This is a genomic window from Streptomyces sp. XH2 (genome assembly GCF_049725035.1).
GTDB lineage: Bacteria > Actinomycetota > Actinomycetes > Streptomycetales > Streptomycetaceae > Streptomyces > Streptomyces roseoverticillatus.
Window position 1 is genome coordinate 258243 of record NZ_JBMMMZ010000006.1, and the last position, 25975, is coordinate 284217.

21 protein-coding genes and 1 tRNA gene are annotated in these 25975 nt (G+C 74.8%); 14 read left to right on the forward strand and 8 right to left on the reverse strand.

The annotated features are described in order from the left end of the window. Nucleotides 1–48 precede the first annotated feature (48 nt). Genes ACOTKD_RS14415 through ACOTKD_RS14435 form a run of 5 tightly spaced genes read left to right on the forward strand, consistent with a single transcriptional unit; the run spans nucleotide 49 to nucleotide 7498 of the window. A complete protein-coding gene (locus ACOTKD_RS14415; RefSeq protein WP_424889324.1) occupies nucleotides 49–2082 on the forward strand; it encodes a proton-conducting transporter membrane subunit in 2034 nt (677 codons plus the stop codon). A 25-nt stretch (nucleotides 2083–2107) separates the two neighbouring features. Then, nucleotides 2108–3073, forward strand: coding sequence for a respiratory chain complex I subunit 1 family protein (locus tag ACOTKD_RS14420; RefSeq protein WP_424889325.1), 966 nt, complete (start codon nucleotides 2108–2110; stop codon nucleotides 3071–3073). 11 nt (nucleotides 3074–3084) lie between these two features. Further along, nucleotides 3085–3783 carry a hypothetical protein gene (locus ACOTKD_RS14425; protein ID WP_424889326.1) on the forward strand — a complete coding sequence of 233 codons (699 nt, stop codon included), beginning with the start codon at nucleotides 3085–3087 and terminating at the stop codon, nucleotides 3781–3783. Then, a complete protein-coding gene (locus tag ACOTKD_RS14430; protein ID WP_424889327.1) occupies nucleotides 3783–5966 on the forward strand; it encodes a proton-conducting transporter membrane subunit in 2184 nt (727 codons plus the stop codon). Before ACOTKD_RS14425 ends, ACOTKD_RS14430 begins: the two co-directional genes overlap by 1 nt. Before the next feature lie 2 nt (nucleotides 5967–5968). Next, nucleotides 5969–7498 carry an NADH-quinone oxidoreductase subunit C gene (locus ACOTKD_RS14435; RefSeq protein ID WP_424889328.1) on the forward strand — a complete coding sequence of 510 codons (1530 nt, stop codon included), beginning with the start codon at nucleotides 5969–5971 and terminating at the stop codon, nucleotides 7496–7498. 16 nt (nucleotides 7499–7514) lie between these two features. Here ACOTKD_RS14435 and ACOTKD_RS14440 read toward each other — a convergent pair whose 3' ends face one another. From ACOTKD_RS14440 to ACOTKD_RS14450, 3 genes are all read right to left on the reverse strand, one after another. Then, the gene (locus ACOTKD_RS14440) at nucleotides 7515–7703 is read right to left on the reverse strand and encodes a hypothetical protein (RefSeq protein ID WP_424889329.1); all 189 of its coding nucleotides are present in this window, start codon (nucleotides 7701–7703) and stop codon (nucleotides 7515–7517) included. Between the two features lie 126 nt (nucleotides 7704–7829). Continuing rightward, nucleotides 7830–8378 (reverse strand): AidA/PixA family protein, encoded by a 549-nt coding sequence (locus ACOTKD_RS14445; protein ID WP_424889330.1) that lies wholly within the window; start codon nucleotides 8376–8378, stop codon nucleotides 7830–7832. Between the two features lie 160 nt (nucleotides 8379–8538). Further along, nucleotides 8539–9093, reverse strand: a complete 555-nt coding sequence (locus ACOTKD_RS14450; protein WP_424889331.1) for an inclusion body family protein — start codon at nucleotides 9091–9093, stop codon at nucleotides 8539–8541. A 621-nt stretch (nucleotides 9094–9714) separates the two neighbouring features. Between ACOTKD_RS14450 and ACOTKD_RS14455 the strand changes: the two genes are divergently transcribed. Both ACOTKD_RS14455 and ACOTKD_RS14460 read left to right on the forward strand, forming a co-directional pair. After that, nucleotides 9715–9787: transfer RNA gene (locus tag ACOTKD_RS14455), tRNA-Ala, on the forward strand. A 165-nt stretch (nucleotides 9788–9952) separates the two neighbouring features. Continuing rightward, nucleotides 9953–11290, forward strand: a complete 1338-nt coding sequence (locus ACOTKD_RS14460; protein WP_424889473.1) for an SDR family NAD(P)-dependent oxidoreductase — start codon at nucleotides 9953–9955, stop codon at nucleotides 11288–11290. 18 nt (nucleotides 11291–11308) lie between these two features. Here the strand turns inward: ACOTKD_RS14460 and ACOTKD_RS14465 are convergent, their stop codons facing one another. Further along, complete coding sequence (locus ACOTKD_RS14465) at nucleotides 11309–11758, reverse strand: winged helix-turn-helix transcriptional regulator (protein WP_107043012.1); 450 nt, start codon at nucleotides 11756–11758, stop codon at nucleotides 11309–11311. Between the two features lie 83 nt (nucleotides 11759–11841). After that, entirely contained in the window at nucleotides 11842–12477 is a 636-nt protein-coding gene (locus ACOTKD_RS14470) for a TetR/AcrR family transcriptional regulator (protein WP_424889332.1), read from the reverse strand. Between the two features lie 78 nt (nucleotides 12478–12555). Here ACOTKD_RS14470 and ACOTKD_RS14475 point away from each other — a divergent pair, with 78 nt between their 5' ends. Beyond that, a complete protein-coding gene (locus ACOTKD_RS14475) occupies nucleotides 12556–13503 on the forward strand; it encodes a threonine/serine dehydratase (RefSeq protein WP_424889333.1) in 948 nt (315 codons plus the stop codon). A gap of 99 nt (nucleotides 13504–13602) precedes the next feature. Here ACOTKD_RS14475 and ACOTKD_RS14480 read toward each other — a convergent pair whose 3' ends face one another. Next, nucleotides 13603–14895, reverse strand: coding sequence for an MFS transporter (locus tag ACOTKD_RS14480; protein WP_424889334.1), 1293 nt, complete (start codon nucleotides 14893–14895; stop codon nucleotides 13603–13605). 192 nt (nucleotides 14896–15087) lie between these two features. Between ACOTKD_RS14480 and ACOTKD_RS14485 the strand changes: the two genes are divergently transcribed. The 5 genes from ACOTKD_RS14485 to ACOTKD_RS14505 are packed head-to-tail and all read left to right on the forward strand — an operon-like array spanning nucleotide 15088 to nucleotide 20636. Then, complete coding sequence (locus ACOTKD_RS14485) at nucleotides 15088–16437, forward strand: DUF6002 family protein (RefSeq protein WP_424889335.1); 1350 nt, start codon at nucleotides 15088–15090, stop codon at nucleotides 16435–16437. Beyond that, a complete protein-coding gene (locus tag ACOTKD_RS14490; RefSeq protein ID WP_424889336.1) occupies nucleotides 16437–17333 on the forward strand; it encodes an LLM class flavin-dependent oxidoreductase in 897 nt (298 codons plus the stop codon). The genes ACOTKD_RS14485 and ACOTKD_RS14490 overlap by 1 nt, the downstream gene beginning before the upstream one ends. Then, complete coding sequence (locus tag ACOTKD_RS14495) at nucleotides 17330–18124, forward strand: class I SAM-dependent DNA methyltransferase (protein WP_424889337.1); 795 nt, start codon at nucleotides 17330–17332, stop codon at nucleotides 18122–18124. Before ACOTKD_RS14490 ends, ACOTKD_RS14495 begins: the two co-directional genes overlap by 4 nt. Continuing rightward, complete coding sequence (locus ACOTKD_RS14500; protein WP_424889338.1) at nucleotides 18121–19287, forward strand: hypothetical protein; 1167 nt, start codon at nucleotides 18121–18123, stop codon at nucleotides 19285–19287. Before ACOTKD_RS14495 ends, ACOTKD_RS14500 begins: the two co-directional genes overlap by 4 nt. Next, nucleotides 19284–20636: a hypothetical protein gene (locus ACOTKD_RS14505; RefSeq protein WP_424889339.1), complete on the forward strand. Its 1353-nt coding sequence runs from the start codon at nucleotides 19284–19286 to the stop codon at nucleotides 20634–20636. The genes ACOTKD_RS14500 and ACOTKD_RS14505 overlap by 4 nt, the downstream gene beginning before the upstream one ends. Here the strand turns inward: ACOTKD_RS14505 and ACOTKD_RS14510 are convergent. After that, nucleotides 20611–22365 carry an ABC transporter ATP-binding protein gene (locus tag ACOTKD_RS14510; protein WP_424889340.1) on the reverse strand — a complete coding sequence of 585 codons (1755 nt, stop codon included), beginning with the start codon at nucleotides 22363–22365 and terminating at the stop codon, nucleotides 20611–20613. The two genes, ACOTKD_RS14505 and ACOTKD_RS14510, sit on opposite strands and share 26 nt — an antisense overlap. A 338-nt stretch (nucleotides 22366–22703) precedes the next feature. On the opposite strand from ACOTKD_RS14510, the gene ACOTKD_RS14515 reads away from it, so the two are divergent. Continuing rightward, the gene (locus tag ACOTKD_RS14515) at nucleotides 22704–23732 is read left to right on the forward strand and encodes a hypothetical protein (RefSeq protein WP_424889341.1); all 1029 of its coding nucleotides are present in this window, start codon (nucleotides 22704–22706) and stop codon (nucleotides 23730–23732) included. A gap of 93 nt (nucleotides 23733–23825) precedes the next feature. On the opposite strand, the gene ACOTKD_RS14520 is transcribed toward ACOTKD_RS14515, so the two are convergent. Next, on the reverse strand, nucleotides 23826–25967 hold the full coding sequence (locus ACOTKD_RS14520) for a hypothetical protein (RefSeq protein WP_424889342.1): 2142 nt from the start codon (nucleotides 25965–25967) through the stop codon (nucleotides 23826–23828). Between the last annotated feature and the right edge of the window lie 8 nt (nucleotides 25968–25975).

Sequence of the window (25975 nt, forward strand, 5' to 3'; positions counted from 1 at the left end):
CCGCACCCGTACTCGTACCCGTAGCCGTACCCCCGCGGGGCAGGCCGCATGAGCTCGGCCGAGTCCGCGACGGTCGTGGCCGCGGGCCTCGCCGGCGCGGGAGTGCTGGCGGGCATGCTCCTGCCGGGCCGGGTCCGGGTCGTCGCGGTGGGCCTGTGCACGGCGGGGCTGGGCGGCGCGGGCCTCGCGGGCGGCGTCGCGGCCCTGGGCGGCACCCGCTGGTCCGCGTACCTGCCCGGCCTGCTGCCGCCGGCCGGCCTGCACTTGGCCGTCGACGCCCTGTCGGGGCTGTTCATGGCCGTCGCCGGCGCCGTGGTGCTCGCGGTCGCCGTGTACGGCATCGGCTACGCGTCGGGGCGAGGGCCGCGCGGCCCCGCCTCGCGCGGCGTCCAGTCGGCCCTGCCGGTGTTCGCGCTGACGCTGGTCCTGGTCCCGGCGGCCGCCTCCGTTTCGTCGTTCCTGCTGCTGTGGGAGGCGATGGCGGTCACGTCGCTCGTCCTCGTCCTGGCGGACCAGCGCGAGCGCTCCACCGTCCGCGAGGCCGGCGTCTGGTACGCGGTGATGACGCACTTCGGGCTCGTCCTCCTGCTGGCGGGCCTGTCCCTGTTCGCGGCCGGCGCGGGCGGCGAGACCTTCGCCCAGCTGCGGGCCGGGGCGAGCGGCATGTCCCCGGGCGCGCGCGGCGCGGTCTTCGTCCTCGTCGCGGCGGCGTTCGCGTCGAAGGCGGGCATGGTGCCGCTGCACCCGTGGCTGCCGCGCGCCCACCCCGAGGCGCCCAGCAACGTCTCGGCGCTGATGAGTGCCGCGATGGTGAACCTGGGCGCGTACGGGATCATCCGCGTGAACTTCGAACTGCTGGGCGGCGGGCCCCGCTGGGGATGGCTGCTCGTCCTGGCGACGGGCGCCCTGTCCGCCGTCTACGGCATCCTGCAGGCGGCCATGGCGTCGGACATCAAGCGCCTGCTCGCGTACTCGACGTCGGAGAACCTCGGCCTGGTCCTCATCGGGGTCGGCGCGGCGGGCCTGTTCGCCTCCTCCGGCTACCCCGTCCCCGCCGCCCTCGCCCTGGCCGCGGCCCTGCTGCACGTCACCAACCACGCCGTCTTCAAGGCCCTGCTGTTCTGCGCGGCCGGCTCCGTGGTGCGCGCCACGGGCGTGCGCGACCTCGACCGCATGGGCGGGCTGCGCGCGCGGATGCCGGCCACGGCCGGCTTCTTCGCGGTGTCGTCGCTGGCCGCGGTCGCCCTCCCGCCGGGCAACGGCTTCCTCAGCGAGTGGCTGCTGCTGCAGTCCCTGATCCACGGCATGACCGTGCCCGGCGTGTCCACGGCCATCGTGCTGCCGCTCGCGGTCGCCGTCATCGCCCTGTCGGCCGGGCTCGCGGCGGCCGTCTTCGTCAAGGCCCTCGGCGTCGGCTTCTTCGCCCGGCCCCGCAGCGCGCGGGCCGCGTCCGCGGAGGAGAGCCCGCCGCTGATGCACGTCGGCATGGGCCTGCTGGCCATCGGCTGCACGGCCCTCGCGCTCGTGCCCGGCACCCTGGGCAACAGCCTGTCGCGAGCGGTCGCCGCGGCCGGGCTCCACGGCGGCCGGCCCCTGGCGGGCGGCGGCCTGGAACTGAAGCTGGATCAGGTCGCCGCCTCGCTCTCCCCCCTGTGGGTGACGGCGGCCCTGGTCGCGGGCGTCGTCGCCGCGTCGGGCCTCATCCGCCTCACCACCCGCCGCGGGCGCCGCACGAACGCCCGGCTGTGGGACTGCGGCGGCGGCGCCCCCACGCCCCGCATGTCGTACACGGCGACCTCCTTCGCCGAGCCCCTGCAACGCGTCTTCGACGACGTCCTGGAACCCGAACAGGACGTCGACGTCACCCCGGTGCGCGACTCCGCCTACCTCGTGGAGCGCGTGCGCTTCCGGCGCAGCGTCCCCGACCGGATCGAGCACCGCCTCTACCGGCCCGTCCTGGCCGCCGTCGAGGCCCTCGGCCGGGCCGCCCGCCGGCTGGCCCCCGGCAGCGTGCACCGCTATCTCGGCTACGGGTTCTTCGGTCTCGTCGCTCTCCTGCTGGCCCTGGCGGTCGGCTGGTGAGCGCCACCGCGCACGAGGAGACGCCGTGAACGGCACCATGACCGCCACCGGCACGGCCGCGGTGACCCTCCAGGTCGCCCTGGTCGCCGCCGGTGCACCCCTGCTCGCCGGACTGATGCGGCAGGTACGGGCGCTGCTGGAGGGCCGGGTCGGGCCGGGCGTCACCCAGCCCTGGCGCGACCTGCGCAAACTGCTGCGCAAGGAGGCCGTGACCCCGGCCGGCACCGGTTCCGCCTTCCGGCTCGGGCCGCTGGTGCTGGTCGCCACCACGGCCGTCGTCGCGGCGCTCGTCCCGCTGGCCTCGACCGCCACGCCCGTCAGCGCCAGCGCCGACCTCATCCTCGTCGTGGCGCTGCTCGCCCTCGGCACGGTCGCCCTCGCCCTGGCCGGCCTGGACACCGGAACCGCCTTCGGCGGCATGGGGGCCTCGCGCGAGATGACCGTGGCCGCGCTCGTCGAACCGACGATCCTCCTCGCGGTGTTCGCCCTGTCGATACCGGCGGGGTCGACGAACCTGTCGGCCATCGTCTCCGGCGGCATCCACGACCCGGTCCGCCTCGCCTCCCCGGCGGGGCTGCTGTCCACCGCCGCCCTGGCCGTCGCCGTCCTCGCCGAGACCGGCCGGCTGCCGGTGGACAACCCGGCCACCCACTTGGAACTGACGATGGTCCACGAGGCGATGGTGCTGGAGTACGCCGGCCCCGACCTCGCCCTCGTCGAACTCGGCTCCCAGATGCGGCTGACCGTCCTGCTCGGCCTGCTCGCCTCGCTGTCCGCCCCCTGGGGCATCGCCACGACCGCCTCCCCGGCGGCCCTCGTCCTCGCCCTCGTCCTGCTCGCGCTGAAGGTCGCCCTGCTCGGCGCGGCACTCGCCGCGGCCGAGGTGTTCTGGGCCAAACTGCGGCTCTTCCGCGTGCCCGAGCTGCTGGCCGGCTCCTTCCTGCTGGCGCTCCTCGCGGTGACCGCCTCCTACTTCCTCACGGGAGAGTGAGTGAGGGACACATGACCGACAGCGTCTACACCCAGCTGCTCGACCTGGCGTGCGGCGCGTTCCTGCTCGCGGCCGTCGTCGTCCTGTGGCTGCGGCAACTGTCCTCGATCGTCCAGGTGTTCGCCCTCCAGGGCGTCGCCCTGGCCGCCGTCGCCGCCCTCCTGGGCCTGCACGAGGACCGCCTCGGCCTGCTCGCCGTGGCCGCCGGCATCGGCCTGCTGCGGGCCGGCGCCCTGCCGCGCCTCATGCTGCGCGCCCTGACCGCCGGCGCGCCGCACCGCTCCCATCCCCACTACGAGGAGGACGTCAGCGAGAGCCGCGAGACGCGGCCCCTCGTCAACGTCGCCGCGTCCCTGCTGAGCGCGGCCCTCCTCACCCTCCTCGCCTACGCCGTGTCCCGGCCGCTGGTCGAACTGCACCCCACGCCCGCGACGCGCGCCCTGCCCGTCGGGCTCGCCGTCGTCCTCATCGGCTTCTTCACCCTGGTCACCCGGCGCCGCGCGCTGGCCCAGGTGGTCGGCTTCCTGCTGCTGGACAACGGCATCACCGTCACCGCCTTCCTCGCCGCCTCCGGAGTCCCCCTGATCGTCGAACTCGGCGTGTCCTTCGACGTCCTCCTCGCCGTTCTCGTCCTGCAGATCCTCACCACCCGGATGCGGGCCGCCTTCGGCGGCACCGGCATCGACGACCTGCGGGAGCTACGCGACTGATGACGCACGCCACCACCGCCCTGCTGCTGACCGCGCCCATCGTGGTGCCGCTCGCCACGTCCGCCGCGTACGCCGCGTCCGGCCTGCGCGACGCGAAGGCACGCGCCGGGGCCGCCGCGCTCGCGCACCGCACGCCGCGCCAGCGCGGCGCCGCGGCGCCCGTGGCCACCCTCGTCCTCCGCCCGGGCCGCGGCCCCGCGACCTACGGCACGGCACCGGCCACGGCCCCCGACGGCCCGCCGTACCGCGGCCGGACCGTCACGGGCTCCGGCGCCGGTGCCGGTGGAGGCGTCGCGGGCTCCGCCGGCATCGCCGCCACCGGCCCGTCCGCCCCCGCCCGTTCCCAGGGTGGGAACGACTGCCTCCCCGCCGGGCCCGGTCGTTACGACGGCGCGCCCGGCGAACAGGGCATGCCGCGTGGACCGGGCGCGCCGGGTATGCGCCCCGGCGGGCCCGCCCGGCCCGGTACGAGGCCGGGGACGGCCGACGGCTTCGGCGACGGGGGTCCCGCCCGGTCGGCCGGGGCCGGCACCGAACCCGGCGGGTCCGCCCGCTTCGGCAGCGAACCGGCCGGGCCGCAGCACCCCGGCGCCACCCCCGCCGGCCCGGACGGAGCCGCGCGCACCCGCAGGGGACTTGGTGCCGGCCCGGACGGAGCCGTCCCCGGCAGGGGAGCGGGCGCCGCCCTGGAACGGCCCGCCCGCCCCGGCCGGGGCCCCGGCGCCGGGCCGGGTGCGTCACCCCGCACCTGGGGCGCGCTCCGTGCCGCGCGCAGCGGACCCGTGCCGCGCCCGCTCACCGGCCGGCTCGGGCTCGTCTCCCCGTTCGCGATCCTCACCTGCGGGGCCGCCCTCGCCTGCACCGTTCCCGACAGCGGGCCCGTCACCGCCTACGGGCGGCTGCTGCGCGCCGACGCGCTGACCGTCTGGATGCTCCTCACCGTCGGCGCCGTCGCCTGCCTGGCCTGCGCAGCCAACCCCGCCCACCTCGCCCACGAGCGCACCGACGAACCCGCGGCCCGCCGCTACCTCCTGCTCGTCCACGCCTTCCTCGCCGCCATGAGCGCCGCGGTCCTCGCCGCCAACCTCGGCGTGCTGTGGGTCGCCATCGAAGCCACCACCATCGTCACCGCCTTCCTCGTCGGCCACCGGCGCACCCGCGCCTCGGTCGAAGCCGCCTGGAAATACGTGGTGATCTGCTCGGCGGGCATCGCCCTGGCCTTCCTCGGCACCGTCCTCCTCTACTACGCGGCCCGCCAGGCCGGCATCCCCGAGGCGGACGCCCTGGACTGGCAGGCCCTCAGGGCGCACGCCGACCGGCTCGACCCGTCCGTCACCCGCCTGGCCACCGGCCTCGTCGTCCTCGGCTTCGGCGCCAAGGCCGGCCTCGCGCCCCTGCACGCCTGGCTGCCCGACGCCCACAGCCAGGCACCCGCCCCCGTCTCCGCCCTGATGTCCGGCGTCCTGCTCTCCGTCGCCTTCGCGGGCCTCCTGCGCTACAAGGTGATCGCGGACGCGGCCCTCGGCACGGGCTTCACCCGCACCCTGCTCGCGGGCGTCGCCGTCCTCACCCTCGCCCTGGCCGCGGCCCTCCTGCTGGCCCAGCGCGACTGCAAGCGCATGCTCGCGTACTCCAGCATGGAGCACATGAGCCTGATCGCCCTCGGCACGGCCGTGGGCAGCCCGCTCGCCCTCTCCGCCGTCCTGCTGCACGTCGCGGGCCACGGGCTCGCGAAGACCGTGGCGTTCTGCGCCTCCGGCCACATCGCGCGGCTGTGCGGCACGACCCGCATCGGCAGGATCCGCGGACTGCTCGCCCACTCGCCCTGCCTCGGCACCGCCTTCGGCGCGGCCGTCGTGGCCCTGCTCGGCCTCCCGCCGTTCGGCCTCTTCGCCTCCGAACTGGGCATCGTGCGCGCGGGGTTCCTCTCCGGCCCCCGCTGGGCCCTGGCCGCGGCCCTCGTCCTGGTGCTCGCGGCCTTCGCCGCCGTGGCCGCCCGCACCGCCCGGATGCTCCTGGGGCCGCCGCCGGGCGAGGACGACGAGGAGGAGCCCGTACCGCTGGGCGCCGACGCCGCGGCCCCCCTGGTCGCCGGCCTGGCCGCCTGCGCGGCCCTCGGCGTCACCACCGGGCCGCTGACCGCGCTGCTGTCCGAAGCCGGCGAGATCATCGGAGGCCACTGACCATGCAACCGGCCACCGCGCACCGCACCGTCACCGACATCGGCCCCGCCGAACTGCCCGGCAGAGCCGCCGACCTCCTGGTCGGCGGCCACCGCCTCGCCCTCGTCGCCGCCCACCACGACAGCGCCGAGGAACCCGGCGGCCGGGCCGTCCGCGTCGTCTACCTCTTCGTCTCCGGCCCGCCCGACACCCGCACCGAACTCCACGTCCGTCTCGACCCGAAGGCCCCCGAACTCCCCACCCTCGCCCACCTCTCCTTCCCCGCCGGCCGCTTCGAGCGCGAGATGCGCGACCTGCACGGCATCGTCCCCCTCGGCCACCCGCTCCCGCACCGCCTCGTGCGCCACTTCCACTGGCCCCGCGGCTGGTACCCGATGCACCCCGACGCCGGCCCGCCCCCGCCCTTCGCCGAGCCCGAGGGCCCCTACCCCTTCCTGGAGGTCGAGGGGGAGGGCGTCTACGAGATCCCGGTCGGCCCCGTCCACGCCGGCATCATCGAACCCGGCCACTTCCGCTTCTCCGTCGTCGGCGAGACGATCATCAAGCTCAAGGCCCGGCTGTGGTTCGTCCACAAGGGCATCGAGAAGCTCTTCGAGGGCCGCACCCCCGACCAGGGCCTGCCGCTCGCCGAGCGCATCAGCGGCGACACCGCCGTCGGCCACGCACTGGCCTACTGCCTCGCCGTGGAGGAGGCCACGGGTGCCCACGTCCCCCTCGACGCCCGCCGCGCCCGCGCCCTCCTCCTCGAACTCGAACGCCTCCACAACCACGTCGCCGACCTCGGCGCGCTCTGCAACGACGTCGGCCACGGCATCCTGCACGCCCGCGCCCAGCACGTCCGCGAACGCCTGCTGCGCCTGAACCAGGAGGTCACCGGGCACCGGCTGCTGCGCGGCGGCGTCGTGCCCGGCGGCTCCGTGCTGCGCGCCGTGCCCGGCCCGGCCCGGCTCCGCGAACTGGGCCGGGAGATCCGCGACATCGTCACCCTGGCCCTCGGCCACACCACCGTGCGCGATCGCTTCACCGGCACCGCCCGCCTCGACGTGACCGCGGCCCGCGACCTGGGCTGCCTCGGCTACGTCGCCCGCGCCAGCGGCCTGTCCGCCGACGCTCGGGCGAGCCACCCCTTCCACGACCACGGGGGAGCGCTGACCATCCCCGTCCACACCTCCGGTGACGTCCTGGCCCGCTTCCTCGTCCGGGCCGAGGAGGCCGAGGCCTCGCTGGCGACCGCCGAGCGGCTCGCGGCCGGGCTGGAGGCGGGCCGGACCACGGGGACCTCGCTCGCCTGGCCGCCGCTGTTCGCCCGCAGCACCCGCCGGGCCGGGGTCGGCATCGTGGAGGGCTGGCGGGGCACGATCACCACGCGGGTCGAGCTCGGCGCGGGCGAGACGCTCACCCGCGTCAAGACCGTCGACCCGTCCTTCTTCAACTGGCCCGCCCTGCCGGTGGCGCTGGCGGACACGATCGTCCCCGACTTCCCCCTGGCCAACAAGAGCTTCAACCTGTCGTACGCGGGCAACGACCTCTGACGCCGGAGCGGCCTCCTCACGCGTCGGGGTCGACCCCGTGCAGGCGGGCGAGGCGCAGGACGTCGTCGAGCTCGCCGGCCGCGACGGCGGCCCCGTAGGCGTCCCCGTCGGTCTCGGCCTCCGCAAGGGCCTCACGCGCCTCCCGCACGCGCCGTCGCACGGCCTCGGCGAATTCGCTCACGACGGCCCCCAGCGCGATGGGCATGAACAGGGATTGCCTGAAATTCTAGAGCGGATCCGGCCCGGGGGCGCCCCTGGAGCGGCACCGACTTCCCTGGTGGTACGGGCGGACGGGCCGCGCGGGCCCGCCGGTGGCTCCGACGGCCGCCGATCAGATGCCGCGCTTCACGATGGTGATGTTCGGATCCCACCGGTAGAAGCCCACGCGGTCCTTGCCGCTGATGACCTGGAAGCCGAATTCGTAGCCGGACCGGCCGTACGCTTCTATGACGCTGTACCAGAAATGGCTTTTGACGGTTGAGAGGGCGTAGCCGGCCTCACCGTCCTTCGGGGCCGGATGGGGGACGACGGCGTCGCTGACCAGGCCCCTCGGCGGCGATATCAGTTCCTCGCCCTTCCTCGGCACGAACCGGTACAGCAATGCGCTGTATTCGTCGTTGAACGACAGCGCCGCCTCGTGCCATTTGATGATGTCGAGAGAGGCTGCCTTGATGGTCAGATCGGCGCCGGGGGAGCCGGTGAATCCGTTCTGACGGGTCAGTACGGAGATGAGGCTGCTGCTGACCCGTGTCGGTTCGTCGGGGTTGCCGGAGGCCGGGTAGTTCCTGACGATGGTGTGGGTGTCGAACATGACCAGTGCGTCGATGACGTGTTTGTCCTGCAGGGCGGGTACTTCTTCGAGGTCTGCTTCCGTTGCCACGGCTCCGTCTCCTTTACGCCAGGGCAATCCGTCGGCAGAGCCCCCCGGCCGGCGGGATGCTGAGTGAAATCACCACCCGAACGGCATGGGGGGCTCTGCCATGGTGCCGTAACGCTCGCTTACCGGCTCCTCCGTCCCGGCGGCCCGGGACGGAAGGGATTCACTGACCGCGCTTCACGATGGTGATCCTCGGGTCCCACCGGTAGTAGCCGATCCGCTTCCCGGACCCGTCGATGAGCTGGAAGTAGAACTCGTACACGACCGTGCCGGTCGCCAGGGCTGTCGTGCCCCAGTGGTGGCCCTTGATGTCCTGGGTCTCGAAGCTGTACTCCGGCGGCTTCCGCATGGGGTAGGGGACGACGACTTCGGCGACCAGGGGGCCCGGGGGAGATATGAGTTCTTCCCCGCTCTTGGGGACGAACCGGTACAGCAGGGCGCTGTACTCGGTGTTGAGCGACAGCGTCGACTCGCGCCACCTGATGACGTCGAGGGGGTTGGCCTTGAGGTTCAGCTCGGCGCCGGGGTAACCGATGATCCGGTCCTGGCGCGTGGTCATGTAGATGAGGCTGCTGCTGATCCCGGTCGGCCTGTCGGGGTTGGTGGAGGCCGGGTAGTTCTTGACGATGGTGTAGGCGTCGAACGTGACCAGCACGTCGATGATTTGCGAGTTCTGCGGGGTGGGGAATACCTCGGGCATCTCTTCTTCCGTCGTCACGACTCTCTCTCCTTTGCTGCACGGGCCGTACCGGCCGGAGGAATTGCGCAGGGGAGCTCACCACTGGTGTGGGGAGGGCGGGCCGCGGGCCGCGCTGGTGCCTTTCGTCGCATCGAAGCGAAATCGGTTTCGCATTTCACGCTCGCCCGCTCGATTGCGCGTCACACACTCGCACCGGATGGATGAGCTGACAAGCGCCCGCCGCTGAGGGCGTAGGCGTTTCTGGACAGGAAAAGTCCATGCCATGCCGAGCCGGCCCGGCCCGAAAGTTCCGCGTCTCCGGCAGCACGGAGAGCGCAAGGAAAGCGTGCGTCACATCGGCGACTTGCGCGTTGCTCCGAGAGCGGCGGGTGGTGTCGCTGGGGCCGGGGGAAACGGAGGGATACGGCCGGGCGAGTGAGTGTCACGGTTGCCGTGACGGAATCCTGAGCGCCCCACCTGACGGGAAGTCACGTGCTTGCGGCAAGCGAATCACTCGGACCGGCCGGGGCCGGCAGCCCGTGAGGTCCGGCAGGGAGTCGCCACGCGTCGTCCGGTGACCCCTCGGTCACCTGCGGCATCCCTGTGCGGGGGAATCCGTTTGGCTGCCGCCAGGGTGATGGGTAAGGTTCTGGCCAATGCTCGTACGTAGCGCAGAGGCAGGCGCGCCGTCATTGCATGACGGAGGACGCCGGTTCGAATCCGGCCGTACGGGCAGGTTCAAGACTTCAGCGAGGCGGGGCCCTGCCCTGTTACGGGGCGGGGGCACGCGTACGTGAGCGGCACCGCCGGCGCTGCCGGCAACACCGGCGTCGGTGACGTCACTGACGTCACTGACGTCACTGACGTCACCGAGGAGGAGCTCGCGGCGTTCGGCCGAGTGGTCGGCAGGCTGCGAGAGCTGCCCCTGGACGACCCCGTACGGCTGCACGCCGAGCGAGTGGCCTCGTCCTTCGTCCGCGACGGGCGTCACCGCCGTCGCAGGATCCGGCGCCAGGAGCAGGCCGCCGCCGACGCCGCGGTGGTCGCCGCGACGGCGACCGGTGCCCTCGACCGGCGCGAGGACGCGCCCTTGGCCGTGCCGCAGACCGCATCCGGCTCCGTGGGCGCCTACGGCCGCCCCCGCCGCTGCTACGTCTGCAAGTCCCACTACCAGGAGGCCGACGCCTTCTACCACCTGCTCTGCCCGGCCTGCGCCGCCGACAACACCCACCGGCGGGGCATGCGCACCGACCTGACGGGCCGCCTGGCGCTGCTCACCGGCGGCCGGGTCAAGATCGGGTTCCAGCTCGCCCTGATGATGCTGCGCGACGGCGCCGAGCTGCTGGTCACCAGCCGCTTCCCGCGCGACACCGTCCGCCGCTTCCGCGCGGCCGGGGGCAGCGGGGAATGGCTGGACCGGCTCACCGTGATCGGGATCGACCTGCGCGACCCCCGGCAGGTGCTCGGGCTGTGCGAGCGGCTGAGGGCCGAGGGCAGGCCGCTGGACATCCTCGTCAACAACGCCGCACAGACCATCCGCCGCCCGCCCGGGGCCTACGCGCCGCTGATCGCGGGGGAGGCGCGCGCCCTGCCCGCGGGTCCGGCGGGAGCGTACGTGTGGGAGGCTCCCGGCTTCCGGACGCCGTACGCGCTGGAGGGGACCGGGGCGGGCGCGGGCGCGTCGGCGGCGCTCGGGCTCGTCCTGCCGGCCGCCGCCGAGGTGGACGAGGCCGGGCTGGTGCCCGACCGCGCCGCGGCCAACTCCTGGTCCGTGCGCATCGGGGAGCTGGACCCGGCGGAGCTGCTGGAGACGCAGCTGGTCAACGCGCTCGCCCCCGCGCTCCTGTGCGACCGGCTGCTGCCGCTCCTGCTGGCCTCGCCGCACCCGCGCCGCTACGTCGTCAACGTGACGGCGGTCGAGGGCCGCTTCGCCGTGCGCAACAAGTCCGCGGGGCACCCGCACACCAACATGGCCAAGGCCGCGCTCAACATGCTCACCCGCACCAGCGGCCACGAACTCGCCGCCCGCGGCGTCCACATGTGCAGCGTCGACACCGGCTGGATCACCGACGAGAACCCGGCCCCGAAGAAGGAGTGGATGGCCGCGCACGGCTTCCGCACCCCGCTGGACGTCGTGGACGGCGCGGCCCGGGTCTACGACCCGATCGTGCGCGGCGAGGCGGGGGACCCGGTCTCGGGCGTCCACCTCAAGGACTACCGCGTCGCCGAGTGGTGAGCGGGCCCCCGGGGCCCGTCAGGCCGCGCCCTCCACGCTCCACCCCGGCACCTGGAAGCGCGCGGTGATCGCCGATCCGTCGACCTCCTCGCCGCAGCAGCGGCAGACGACGGCCGGGTCGAGGTCGGCGCCGCAGGAGTGCTCGAACACCGTCGGCGGCACGTCCGCCAGATGCCGGTCACCCCAGCTCATCAGCATGATGAGGACGGGACGCAGGTCGTGCCCGGCCGCGGTGGGGCAGTACTCGAAGCGCGCAGGTCGTTCGCTGTAGGGAACCTTTTCCAGCACTCCCGCCTCCACCAGGCGGCGCAGCCGGGAGGCCAGGATGTCGCGCGGGGCCCCGGTGTTGCGGGCGATCGCGTCGAAGCGCCGGACTCCGAAGAAGACCTCACGCAGCACCAGCAGGGAGTACTTCTCGCCGACCACGCCGAGCGCGTCGGCGATCGAACAGGGGCGCGGCTTCGTCATGTTCTCCATCGTAGAACAGCCGGATTTGCTTCCCCAACCCTTGCGGTGAGGCGCATCCGTTTTCACCAGCCGACCCACGGGTCTCACGGGTGCGCCGCCTCGATCAGCTGCCGCAGCGCGCCGTAGTAGACCTCATGGTCCGTCATACCGGGCAGGACGGCGTCCATGCCGCCCGTCAGGACGGGGAATCGCGCGGGGTCGAGCGCGGCCAGTGCCGTGCGGGTGTTCCTGACGGTGAGCGCGGGGTCGCGGTGGTCGACGAACGTGGCGCTGCCGAGCGTGAGCAGGTACATCCGCCGGTAGGTGCGGAATGCCCGCTCCGGCGTCATCCCCGCGGCGATGCTGTCGGCGAGCGCGGGCTCGACCAGACGGGCCAGCAACTGGGGGCTGAGCCAGGGCCGCGAGCCGCGCAGGGCGACCAGCCCCGGGTGCGCGGTGAGCAGCTCGTACAGCGCCCTGAAGCGCCGTTCCGTGGCCTCGGCCCAGCCGGTGCCCGGCGGGATCTCGGGCAGGCCGGCGGCGAGGTGGTCGGTGCACAGGTCGATCAGGCCGCCCAGGTCCGTGCAGCGGCGGTGGATCGTCGCGTGGGACACGCCCAGCCGCTCGGCGAGGGACCGGAAGCTCAGGGCGGAGGGGCCCTCTTCATCGATGATCGCGAGGGCGGTGCGGGCGATGCGGTCCGGGGTCGCCCGGGTGAGGGAAGGAGATTGCCGCGGCATGTGTGACAGCGTATCTTACGGTGTTACAAACGGCGTCATCCGGTGACAGCCCCTTCTGCGCTCCAAGGAGAGAATCCGTTGCACGACCTCACCTACGGCGACGTCGAAAGGGCTGCCGCGCGCATCGCCGGCCACACCCGCCCCGTCACCGTCACCCCGGCCGGCCAAGGTCCCGGCCGGGTGCGGCTCGCCCTGGAGTTCCTGCAGCACACCGGGTCATTCAAGGCGCGTGGCGCCTGGAACTTCCTGGCCGCCCACCGCGAGGCCGGCACCCTGCCCCCGGCCGGCGTCACCATCGCCTCCGGCGGCAACGCCGGACTGGCCTGCGCCTGGGCCGCCCGGCAGCAGGGCCTGCCCGCGACCGTCTTCCTGCCCGGGAACGCCCCGCAGGTGAAGGTCGACCGGCTGCGCGGCTACGGCGCCGACGTCCGCCTCGCCGGCACGGAGTACGCCGAGGCGCTCGCCGCCTGCGAGGAGTTCGCGCGCACCACCGGCGCCCTCGCGAGCCACGCCTACGACCACCTGCTGATCGCCGCGGGCGCGGGAACCCTCCTCGACGAGATCCGTGCCGGCGTTCCCGGTCTGGACACCGTCGTCGTCGCGGTCGGCGGCGGCGGGCTCTTCGCCGGTGTCGCGGCCGCCGCCCGCCATCACGGCATACGGACGGTCGCCGTCGAGCCCACTGGCAGCCGGGCCCTCCACGCCGCCCTGGAGGCCGGGCAGGTCGTCGACGTCACCGTCGACTCGGTCGCGGCCGATGCCCTCGGCGCCCGCCGCGTCTCCGAGACGGCCCTCGCCGCGGCCCGCCACGCGGACGTCACCTCCCTCCTCGTACCGGACGAGGCGATCACTGCCGCGCGGCAGACCCTGTGGGACGAGCACCGCATCGTGGTCGAGCCCGCCGGCGCGACGGCGCTTGCCGCGCTCGTTCAGGGAGGCCCGTACGCGCCCACGGAGGACGAAACGGTCGCCGTCGTCCTCTGTGGCGCTAACACGGACCCGGCGGACCTGGTCCGCCGACCGTAGCGGCCGCCCCGCGCCCGCTGGGTGGTTGTGCTCCGTTGCGGCGCGGCGTGAGCTCGCCGCGCTCCGGCATGCGGCCGGTCCGGGACCGCCGGTGCCGGACTACCCCGGCCCGGGAGTCCCGGAAGCGCCGGCACGGCCGTGGCGCACCTGGGGCGACAGCAGTGCGGCCGCCGTCGCGGCGACCACGACTGCGGCGCAGCACAGCAGGCCCGTGCGGGGCCCGGCCGCCGTGGCGAGCGGGCCGGCCGCGAGCATGCCGAGCGGGGCGCAGGCCAGCGAGCCGAACCAGTCGTAGGCGCTGACCCGGGAGAGGGCGTCGGCCGGCACGTCACGCTGCAGTGCCGTGGCCCACAGCACCCCGAAGACGTCCCCCGCGACCCCGGCGGCGAACGCCGCCGCCGCGGTCGGCCAGACCGGCGCGTGCGTCCCCAGCAGCACCATCGGCAGCGCGGCCGGGAAGGTGGCCAGCACCGCCACGAGGATGGGACGCCGCGGGCGGAGCCGCGCCGCGAGCCCCGCGCCCGCGATCGTCCCCAGCGCCTGCGCGGCGACGACGTAGGACCACTCCCGCACCCCGCCGGGGCTCTGCTCGCTCGCCAGGGGCCCGAGCACGCCCAGCGCTGCGCTCTGGGCCGCCACGACGAAGGCGTACTGCAGGACCACCGCCCACAGCCACTGGCGGGCGGCGAACTCCCGCCAGCCGTCGCGCAGATCGCTCAGGCCCGGACCGCCGCGGCGGCGGTGCGCGCGGGCCGGCCGGATGCCCGCGATCAGCGCGGCGCTCGCCAGGAAGGTGAGGGCGTCGAGGGCCAGCGCCCAGCCCGCGCCGGCCCCGGCGACGACCACGCCGGACAGGGAGAGCCCGAGCACCGTGGCGACGTTCATGCCGATCCGCAGTGCGGCGTTCGCCTCGGTGAGCCGCTCGCGGGCGACGATCTCCGGGACCACGGCGGTCATCGCCGGCGCGAAGAGGGCGGTAGCCGTGCCGGCCGCCGCGGCGAGCACGGCCAGCGCGGCGAGCGGCGCGCGGCCGGTCAGGCTCATGACGGCGAGGCCCCCGTAGGCCGCGGCGCCGGCCAGCTCCGCCGCGACCATGAGCCGTATGCGCGGTATTCGGTCCGCTATCACCCCGCCCACGAGCACGAACAGCACCTGCGGGAGCATCTGGCAGGCCAGCACCAGCGACAACTGCCCCGGCGTGGCCCCCGGGAGGGCCAGGACGGCGAAGGCCAGGGCCACGCGCGCGAAGCCGTTGCCCAGGACGGAGACCGCCCGGGCCCAGGAGAGCAGGACGAAATTGCGGTCGCGCAGCGCGGGAGGGGCGGCCACGGGCCCGGGCGGAACGGGCGGCGGCGGCAACGGCGGTGACGGCCGTTCGGACGGAGGGCTCATCCTTTCAGTGTCCGATGCACCGAAGAACAGAGCCGTCGATTACGGGGCAGAGGTGAGGTTTCCGGCCATTCACGACTGACGCGTCCGTACCTGCCGGAGGGCGGCATCCGGCCTCTAGCATGGAGGACTGCGCATGCGGAACGACGATCCGGAAGGCCGGCGCCCCAGGCCCGGCCGTACGGGAGGGGGCCGATGGGAGCGCGCGGCACCGTGGTGCTGGACAATGCGATCGCCGCCTACTACGAGCGCGTCCAGGCGGCGCTCGACCACGTGGCGGCGGCCCGCGACGATCCTCCGGAAGGCTTCTCCCCGGGCCCCCGCCTGCCGCCCCTGACGGAACGGCTCCGCACCTTTCTGTCCGTATCCGGCCTCGCGGCGACGGACCTCGGCGCACACCGCGGCATCCGGCTCACCCTCCTCGACCTCATGCGCAACCCGGGCACCCGGACCACCAAGACCATGGCCTCCCTCGTCATCGTCGCGCGCGCCGCACACCACGTGCGCGAGACGGGGGAGCCCCTGATGCTCCTCACCCCCTCCTCCGCCAACAAGGCCACCGCCCTGCGCGACGCCGTCCGGCGCGCCCTCGACTGCGGCCTCGTCACCCGCGACGAGCTGCGCATCGTCTGCGTGGTCCCCGAGGACTCGGCCTCCAAGGTGTGGGGGAGCCCGCTCGCCGAGGACCCGGAGCTGCGCCGCCGCAATCCGGTCCTGGTGCACGCGGGCTCCGGCGCGGCCGTGAAGGCCCTGGCGAGCGAGGGAGCCGCGCGGCACGCGGCGGGGGCCGGGCGGCTGACCGGGGTCCGTGTCTGGCACACCCTCGACCTCGACAACTACCGGGCCGCCGACACCGTGCGCGCCTGCTTCGAGCACGCGTACCTGCCCCGGCCCGCCGGCGGCACGCGATGGCACGCCCACGCCGTCTCCAGCGCCTTCGGGCTGCTCGGCCACCACCTCGGCACCACCCTCCTGGGCGAGGGCACCGGCGGGCCCTCCGGCTACCTGCTCGTCCAGCACCTCGCGACCCCCGACATGGTGCTCGACCTCCACCACGGCACCACCCCCGCGTACCGGCACGACCCCGCCACCGGCCTGTACACCCAGGACGGCGACCCGCGCTTCCCGGCCGTCACCCACGACCCGGCAGAGGTCCTCGACCCCACCTTCTACACGAGATCGCCCGCCACGGCCCCCGTCATGAGCGGGCTGATCCGGGCCCACGGGGGCGACGGCCTGGTGGTCTCCCGGCACGAGTGCCTCGGCCGGTACGAGCAGGTGCGCGCCCTGGTGGCGCCCGCGGGGATCCGGCTGCCGGCCGACCCCGGGCGGCTGCGCGAGTGGTCGCTGGTCATGGTGGTGACCGGCACGCTCCTCGCCGTCGAACGCGGCCTGGCGGAGGCCGACGAGGTCGTCGTGCACGGCTCCGGCTCCTATACGCGCGACGACTTCACGCCCCTGCCGCCCGCGGCCCGGCAGCCCGTCGGCAGCGCCGGCGACGTCGGCGCGGCCCTCCGCGCGGCCGCACTCCGGGAGACGGCCTGATGCGTACGGGCGTCGTCATCCTCCCCGAGCACCCCTGGCCGGAGGCCCTCCGGCACTGGCGGCGCGCCGAGGAGCTCGGCTTCCACCACGCCTGGACCTACGACCACCTCTCCTGGCGCTCCCTGCGCGACGCCCCCTGGTTCGGCGCGATCCCCCTCCTCGCCGCGGCCGCCGCCGTCACCACCCGCATCAGGCTGGGCCCCCTCGTCGCCGGCCCCGCCTTCCGGCACCCGGTGGTGCTGGCCAAGGAGCTGATGACGCTCGACCACATCGCGGGCGGCAGGATCGTCGCGGGCCTCGGAGCGGGTGCCCGCGGCCACGACGAGGACACCCTGGGCGGTCCGCCGCTCGCCCCGGCCGCGCGCCACCGGCGCTTCGCCGAGTTCGTCACCCTCGTCGACCGCCTGCTCCGGCAGGACGTCACCGACCACGACGGCCCCGCCTTCACCGCCCGCGGCGCCCGGATGATCCCCGGCTGCGTACAGCGCCCGCGCCTCCCGCTGGCCGTCGCGGCCACCGGCCCGCGCGGCATGCGCCTGGCGGCGCGCCACGGACAGGCATGGGTGACGCACGGCGCGGCCGCCGCGGCGCCCGGCACGTACACCGAAGCCGGCGCACTGGCCCTGCTGAAGCGCCAGTCCGACGCCTTCCAAGCGGCGTGCGAAGAAGCCGGCAGGGCCCCCGGCGGCATCGGCCGCATGGTGCTCGGCACCCGGCTGGTGCCCGGCCTCGCGGACGCGCCGGGGCGCCTGCTGGGTTTCGCCGGCGCGTGCGCCGCCCTCGGCTTCACCGACCTCATCCTCCACCGGCCCCGCCCGTCAGGGGTGTTCGGCGGCGACGCCGAGGCGTTCGAGGACGTCGTCGCCGGCGCGATCCCGGAGATCGAGCGGCTGTGACCGGGGACGGGAAGAGCACGCGACCCGGCTCCGGCCACGCACCGGACGCCTACGGGAGCACCTTCGGCGCCGTGTACGACGACTGGTACCCCCTGGAGTTCGCCCACGGCACGGAAGCCGTCGCGGCCCTGGCCCGGTACGCGGGCCGCGGCGAGGCCCTCGAACTGGGCGTCGGCACCGGCCGCATCGCCATCCCGCTCGCGCAGCGCGGGGTCCGCGTCCACGGCGTCGACATCTCGCAGGTCATGCTGGAGCGGCTGCGCGCCAAGCCCGGCGGGCACCTGGTCCGCACCGTCCTCGCGGACATGGCCGACCCGGACGCCTGCGACCTCGGCCGCCGCTTCGCCCTCGTCTACTCCGTCTTCAACAGCCTCTTCTGCGTCCCCTCCCAGGCCCGGCAGGCCGCGAGCCTCGCCGTCGCCGCCCGGCACCTGGCCCCCGGCGGCCGCCTCGTCGTCGACCACCAGATGCCCGCCGACGTCGCGCCCGGGATCTCCGTCCGGCACTTCCACGCCACGGACGACCAGGTCCGCTTCTCGCTCGTCGACTGCGACCCCGTCACCCAGGTCATGAAGCGGCGCACCGTGGCCGTCACGGACGACGGCGTCACCTCGTACCGCTCGGTCATCCGCTACGTCTGGCCCGCGGAGCTGGACCTCATGGCCGCCTCCGCGGGCCTGGCCCTGACGGCGCGCCGGGCCGACTGGGCGGGCACGCCCATGCGCCCCGGCAGCCCGGGCTGCGTGTCCGTCTACCACCACCGCACCGACGAAGGAGACCCGGCAGGATGACGGCCCCCGCCCTCCCCGGCGACCTCCGCGCCCCGGCCAGGGCGGCGGCACCCCGCCGCGCGGCCCTGCGGGCGAGGTACGCCTGGGACACCGACCCCCGCCTGGCCCCCCTGCGCCTGCGGTGGGACACCGCGCTGCGCACCGCGCACCCGCTCACCGCCTGTTCGCCGCCCCGCAGCCCGGTCCGCCTGCGCTACACCGGGCTCCGCGACGGCGCCCGCCACATCCTGCCGTTCCTCGCCCGGCAGGGCGTGGAGACCACGGCGGAAGGGACCGGAGCGCCGGAGGAGCGGCCGCCGGACATCGAGCTGTCCGGCATCCCCGCCCGGCAGGCCGGACCGCCCGGCCCCGCCACCGTCGTCCTGCCCTTCCGCATCCAGTTCGCCGTCCCGGTCGGGGACGGCCCCGAAGCCCTGCGCGCCCGCATATCCGACCGCGAGCGCCGCGCCTTCGCAGCCCGCCGCGCCGCGGCGCAGTGGACCTGGCACGTCGGCACCGGCCCGCACGCCTTCGACCACTTCTACGAGCACATGCACCTGCCCACCATGCGCCGCCGGCACGGCGCCGCCGCCCGCAGCCTCCCGCCCGGCCTCGCCTACGAGTGCCTCTTCCGGCGCGGAATCCTCTTCTTCCTCGTCCAGGACGGTGCCCGCGTCGCCGGAGTGCTCTGCGCCCGCCCGCGCGACGGCCGCGTCCTGACGATGCGCCTCCTCGGCGTCCTCGACGGGGCCCGCCGGTACTACACCGGCGGCGCGGTCCGCGCCCTCACCCACTTCGCCCTGGAGTGGGCGTGCGAGAACGGCTGCGCGTCCGTCGGCCTCTCCGGCTGCGAACCCTTCCTGAGCAAAGGGATCTTCCAGTTCAAACAGCGCTTCCACCCCGAGTGCCGGCTGCCGGAGGACCACTTCGGCGGCAAGCGGCTCGTCCTGCGCGTCCTGCGCGACACCCCGGCCGTACGGGACTTCCTCACGGCCAACCCCCTCGTCGCGCTCGGCGACGGCCACGGCCTCGAAGCCCTCTACTTCCACGACGCGGACCGGCCGCCCCGCACCGACCTGGCCTGGCGCTGCCCGGGCATCCGCCGCGCCCGCCACGTCCCGCTCGACACCTTCACCCGGGGCCTGCCCCGGGAGGACGGCCCACCCCGCGGAGGCAGGCCATGACGACGCACGCCGCGCCGCAGCACCACCCCTGGTTCGGCTCGTACGCCCTCTCCCGGCCGCCCCGGCTCGGCGCGGCCGGCGTCCGCGACGTCCTCCTCCGGGAGATGGACGACATCGGATTCCACCGGGACCTCGTCTCCGCCCGGCCCCTGCTCGTGCCCCCGCACAGCGCCGCCGAGCTCTACGGCGCGGCCGCCCGGCTCCTCGCCCTGCTCCGCAAGGCCCTGCTGGCGAGCGGGCCCACGCCCCGCCACCGCATGGCCGCACTGGGAGCCGACGAGTCCCTGCACCCGCTGTTCACCGACGACCGGACCGAGGAGCGCTACTGCGCCTGCATGGCCCGCCCGGACGCCGTGATCGGGGAGCACGGCCCGCAGTTCCTGGAGTTCAACGTCGGCGGTGCCGTCGGAGGAGCCGTCCACACGCACATGCTGACCCGGGCCTGGCGGCAGGTGCACGCGGACGGTGGCCGGCTGCCCTTCGACGCGCCCTCGCTGTTCGGCGCCCGCCGCCGCGTCTTCGCCGCCGCCTGCGAGGAACTGCGGCAAGCCCCCGGGGTCGCCCTGCTCGGTACCCTCCGCGACCTGCCCGGCGTCCGCACCACCCGCTACTTCGACGCCGAGGTCCACCACCTGCGCCGGCACGGCTTCGCCGCCGAGTTCTTCGAGCCCGAGGAGCTCGACCGCGGCCACGGCTCCGACGGACGCTTCCGCTACCCCCTCGGACTGCGCCACTTCACGGTCACCGAGTGGCGCCGGCACGGCATCGACCTCGCCCCCGTCCGCAGGGCCCTCGACGCCGGCTGCACCTTCCTGGCCCCGCAGACCGCCTTCCTCGTCTCCAACAAGAAGGTCCTCGGCTGGGTCTCCGAGGGGCTCCCCTGGATGACCGCCGGCGAACGCGCGCTCGTGCGCCGCTACCTGCCCTGGACCCGGGTCACCGGCGACCGCCGCGTCACCTGGCGCGGCCGGGACACCGGCCTCGGCGAGCTGCTGCTGCGCCGGCAGCGGCGGTTCGTCCTGAAGAAGGCCGTCGGCATGTGCGGCGACGGCGTCCTCCTCGGCCCGGCCACCGACCCCGCCGTGTGGCGGCGCGCCGTCGAGGCGGCCCTGCGGGACGAGGACAGCATCGCCCAGGAGTACGTCGAGGCCGGCCGCTGCGCCGCCGAGGTGACCGACGGGACGGAGTCCGGCACCCGCCCCGCCACCATCGCCCCCCTTCTCGGCCCGTACGTCATGGCCGGCAGGCCGGCGGGGTGCCTGGTCCGCTACTTCGCCGACGGCACGAGCGGCATCGTCAGCATGTACGGGCACGGGGCCCTCATCAACGTCCTGCTGGCCGCCCGGTAGCCGGCCCCGGGCCGGCCGCGGCGAGCGCCACCACCCCGGTCGCCGTCTCCAGCAGCGCCGGACGGTGCGTGACCATGACCACCGTCCGGTGCGCCACCAGCCGCCCCAGCGCGGCCACCACCAGCCGCTCCGCCTCCGCGTCGAGCCCCGACGTCGGCTCGTCCAGCAGCACGATCGGCGCGTCGGCGAGCAGGGCGCGGGCGATCCCCACCCGCTGGCGCTGCCCGCCCGACAGCCCGCCGCCGCAGTCCCCGAGCCGCGTGCCGAGCCCGTCGGGGAAGCCGTCGGCGAACGCCGTGACCAGCGCCGCCTCCGCGGCCGCGCGCACCTCCTGCGGGCTCGCGTCCGGTCGCCCGTAGCGGATGTTGTCGGCGATCGTCCCCGCGAACAGGAACGTCTCCTGCAGCACGGCCGCCACCTGGCGGCGCAGCCATTCCTCCGGCAGGTCGGCCGTCGCCGTCCCGTCGATGCGCACCGTGCCGCGCGTGGGCCGGTACAGGCCCGCGACCAGCGCGAGCGCCGTCGACTTGCCCGCGCCGTTCGGCCCGGTGAGCGCGATCCGCTCACCGGCGGCGATCTTGAGGTCGAGGTGGTGCAGTGCGCGGCGGTCCCCGTAGTCCATCGACACCCCGGCGAAGTCGACACGGCCCCGCGCACGGGACGGCAGGCCCCGCGCGCCGGCCCGTACCGGCGCCCGCAGCGGGCACGGCTCGGCGAGGACCGCGGCGACGCGCTCGGCCGACGCCTGCCCCTGCGCGAACGTGCCGGAAAGTTTGGACAACGCCCGCAGCGGCGCCACCATGCCCGTCAGATAGCCGATCGCGACCACGAGGTGGCCGGTGCTCCACCACCCGCGCAGCACCCCCACACCGCCCGTCCACAGCAGCGCCGCCGTCGCGGCGGCCGTCACCGACTCCAGCAGCGGTGCCCGGCGGGCCTGGACGTCCACGGCCTCCAGGCCCGCACCCAGCACGCCGCCGCTGCGCGCCGCGAAGTCCCGGTCGTGCACGCCGTACCCGCCGAAGGCGTGCACCGTCCGGATGCCCTGCAGCGCCTCGGCGACCAGGGCCGTCAGCTCGCCCTCCGCCTCCCGGCGCCGCCGCGCCGCCCGCCGGCCGCGCCGCCGGTTGCGGACGCCGAGGAGCAGGACCGCGGGGACGGCCGCGACGCCGATCAGGCCGAACCGCCAGTCGAGCAGGAGCAGCGCGGCCGCGTAGCCGGTGACGGAGAGCACGCCGGGGAAGAGCACCGAACAGAACGCCACCAGAGCGTCCTTGACGTTGCCGCAGTCGGTGATCACCCGGCTCGCGGAGCCGCCCACGGTCTGCCGGTCGTGATAGCTCAGCGGCAGCCGCTGCAGGTGGGCGAAGGTCTCGCGGCGGATCGCGGCGCTCATCCGCTCGCCCGCGCCGTTCATCAGCCGGTCGCCCGCGTAGTCGAAGGCGGCGGACACCAGCGCCACCAGCACCACCAGGGCCGCGGCGGCGGTGAGCATGGCGGTCCGGTCCGTGCCGAGGACGTCGAGCAGGGAACCGAGGGGGTTGCTCCGCGAGGTGCCCGCCCCGAGCACGTGGTCGATGACGGCGGCGACGGGCCAGGGCTTCACCAGGTCCGCGGCCGTCTCGCAGAGCCGCATCCCGACTCCGAGGGCGAGGAGCCGGCGGTAGGGCGCGCCGAACCCGCGGAAGAACCGCAGCAACTGCCGCTGCGGCGTGGAAGGGGCCCTCATCAGCACTCCCGGCAGCACCGCCACCGCGGCGGCCGGACGCCCGCCCGCAGGCTGACGCCGTGTCAGCCGTTCTCATGGTCGGCACGGCGGCGCCGCATGCAATCCGGCACGCGGAGAGGCCGGTGAATCACCCCCGGAATCACCGGGCCCGACCATCATGCGGACGGTGCGGGCCGACCGGAGCGCAAGGGGACCGACGAGCGGGCCCGCGGCTCCACGGCCGGCGGCGGGCGAGCGGGGTTCCCGCCCCGCCGCCCGCACGGGAGCACCGCACGGCTGTGCGCCGGCTTGTCCCGTTCCGCCGTCCGGCGTGCGCCGGAGCCACTAGGGTCGGCCGGGTGCGCAGTCGCCCGTACGTCGCAGCGTTCCTGGCCGCCCTCGCCCTGACGGCCTGCAGCAGCCCGGAGTCCCCGCAGCCGCCGGCCCCGTCCGACGGACGGGCGGCCACCCGGTCCGACGGCGCGCAGCTGCTCTACCGGGGCAAGGGGAAGGCCAGCGCGCAGAACCCCGCCTTCTCGCCGGACGGCACGTCCGTGCTCTTCACGCTCTTCGAGGACGGCTACAACGAGGGCGCCGCCGCGCTGCGCGTCCTCCCGCTGCGGGGCGGCGGCGCCCCCGGTCGCCCGAAGACCCTTCTCGACGAGGCCGACAAGGCCGCGGTCAACCTGCCCGGCTCCAGCTGGCACCCCTCGGCCGGGGTGGCCTTCGCCTCGGACCGGGAGGGCGGCCGCGACGAGGTGTGGGTGATGCGGCCCGGGGACGGGCGGCCTTCCCGCGTCACCGAACACGGGGGCGACTCCGGCTACCTGGAGCCCAGCTTCTCGCCCGACGGGTCGTGGATCGTCTTCCAGGAGATCCGGGAGAAGGGCGCGGGGGACGGCGGCGGCGCGCTCGGCTCCCTCTGGAAGGTCCGCCGGGACGGCACCGGGCGCACCCGCCTCCTGGACGGCCCCGCCACCGGCACGGACAACCGCCAGCCCAACTGGTCGCCCAAGGGCGACCGGCTGGTCTTCCAGCGGCGCGAGCGCGGCGCGCGCACGTGGGCGCTCTACGTGATGAACGCCGACGGCAGCGGCCTGCGGCGGCTCACCGACGGCCCCGGGGAGCACACCGACCCGAGCTGGTCGCCCGACGGCAGGTCGGTGGTCTTCTCCTCCACCGCCGGCGGCCTGGAGGTGCCGCAGATCTTCGTGATCCCGGCCGGCGGCGGGCGGCCCGTCCGGGTGACCACGCGCGACGGCGACTACGACGGCGCGCCGAGCTGGTCGCCGGACGGGCGGTGGATCGCCTTCGAGTCCCACCCGGGGGACGAGGACCGGCCGGCCTCGCTGTGGCGGATCCCCGCCCCCGGAACCGACGGGCCGTGAGGGGCCGGCAGGCCGGCGGTGACGGCCGGATGGTGATGACTGCCGGCCCGTGGTGACGGTGCGCCTGCGGGGACCCTCAGCCGGTGGTGACCGTCAGCCGGTGGTGACGGTCAGCAGCGAGTACTGGGACACCGTCAGGGACACCGAGGCGGTGCCGCCCGCCGTCTGCCAGGCGACCGGCTGCGGAGCCGGCGAGGCCCCGTCCGGCGAGCTCACCGTGGCGGCCAGCACCTGCTTGCCGGCGGGCAGCTTCAGCGCGACCGAGCACGCGGCCGGCGTGGTCCTGAAGGCCGCCGGGGTGTCACCGAAGCCGGTGAAGTTGACGAGCTGCACGATCGTGTCGGCGCCGAGCCGGCTCACCTCCATGTGGATGCGCCGGTCGCCCGTGAGCTCCACCGCCGGCGGCGCCGCCGCCCGTACGGGCGCGAGCAGCTGGTCGGCGCTCGCCTGGTCCGTCCTCGCGAGGTAGCTGTGGCCGGCCAGGTCCTTCACGTACCAGCACGTCCCCTGGCCGAAACGGTTCTGCTTGGTGGCCGGCAGCGGATCGCCCTTGCGGAACCCGAGCACGTCGGCCAGTGCGTACTCGCTGCGGGCCGTGCCCAGCTCGTCGAGGCCGGTCGGCAGGGGGCCCGTGACGACGACCGTCCCGCCGCCCGCCACGTACTCCCGCAGGATCGCGGCCTCGGCGTCGGAGACGGCTTGCAGGTTCGGCAGCATCAGGACGCGGTACGGGGCGAGGTCGGCGGCGGCCAGGTGCGGGCTCGGGACGGTGGCGAAGGGGACGTGGGCGTAGACCAGCGCCTTGACCGTGCCGCGGAACTCGCCCAGCCACGCCTGGGACGTGCAGCTCTCCTCCGCGCTGCCCGAGGCCCACCAGTCCTTCACCCCCGACGGCGCCTTCGCGTTGGCGTACATGCCCGTGCCGGCGGACGGGCTGACGTAGTCCCGCGAGGCCGAGGAGTGGTAGACGCCGACCTCGGCCGCCGGCACCGCGTCGTAGAGCTTCTGCTGGTTGGCCGCGACGAAGGCGTACATGCGGGTGCGCATCGCCTTGTCGGTGGTCTCGTTCTTGAACGGGCTCTTGACCTCGTACGGATTGCAGCCGGCCGCCAGCAGCTCGGCCATCACCAGCGAGGCGTCGTCGGCCTTCCAGCCGTACGAGAACGCCCACGCGGGCTTCGGTCCGCTCGCGGCGCGCGCGTACTTGTACATCGAGATCAGGCAGGTCCAGTCCGTCGCCGTGGCGTGGCGCATCCCGTCGTAGTTGCCGAGGATGTCCACCTCCCAGACGTGGCTCACGCCCTCGGCCTTGCGCAGGTAGGCCCCGTCGAGGCCGACCAGCGTGGCGTACTGGTAGTCCATGCTCACCGTCTCGACGAAGGTGACCAGGTCCGGGTTGACCGACCGGCCGGCGGCGGCGATGTCGAGCTGCCACTGGTTGAGGTTGCGGTGGCGCCACTCCACGTAGCGGCGGAAGGGCAGGCTCGTGAAGTCGGCCTTGGCGGGGAGGGCGAGGCCGGTGTCGGCCTTGAAGGCGTCCGCCGCCCAGGTGGAACCGTCGCACCAGCTCATCGCCCCGTCGAAGTAGATCGGCACGTCCGGCCAGACGGCGTCCACGCCCGTGGCGGCCAGGGCCTTGACGCGGCCGAGGTAGTAGTCGCGCCAGGGGGAGTTGGGGCTGAGCCAGCAGCTCTCGTCGCCCGGGTCGACCCAGACGACCAGGCTGCCGTAGAAGACGTTGGGCTTGCCGTCGAGGGAGCGCTGCACCCAGGACTTGCCCTCGCCGTTCTTGTAGAACGACCGGCCGTTCTCGCCGCCGACGCTGATGAGCTCCAGCGACGGGTAGTACATGACCACACGGATCCCGGCGGCGTGCGCCAGCTCCACGAAGCTCTTCACCTTGCCCATGTGCTCGGTGAACTCGGCGGGCGTCAGCCAGTTCGACAGGACGGTGTCGAGCTCGATGACGCTGACGTTCTGCGCCTTCAGCGCCGTGATCACGGGCTTCATGTCGCGCTGCGGGTCGGCGTCCTCGTCGAACGTGCCGTCGGCCAGCCGGGCGTAGCGGCTCCACTCGGGGAAGAGCCCCTGCCGGGCCGCGGCCGGCGCCCAGGCGGGCTCGGCGCCGGGGGCTCCGGGCAGGCGCGGGAGGAGCTGTGCGGCGAGCGCGCCGCCGCTCACCCCCAGGCCGGTCCGTAACAGGGCTCTCCGGCTGAATCTTCGTATACCGCTCATGGGTGTCC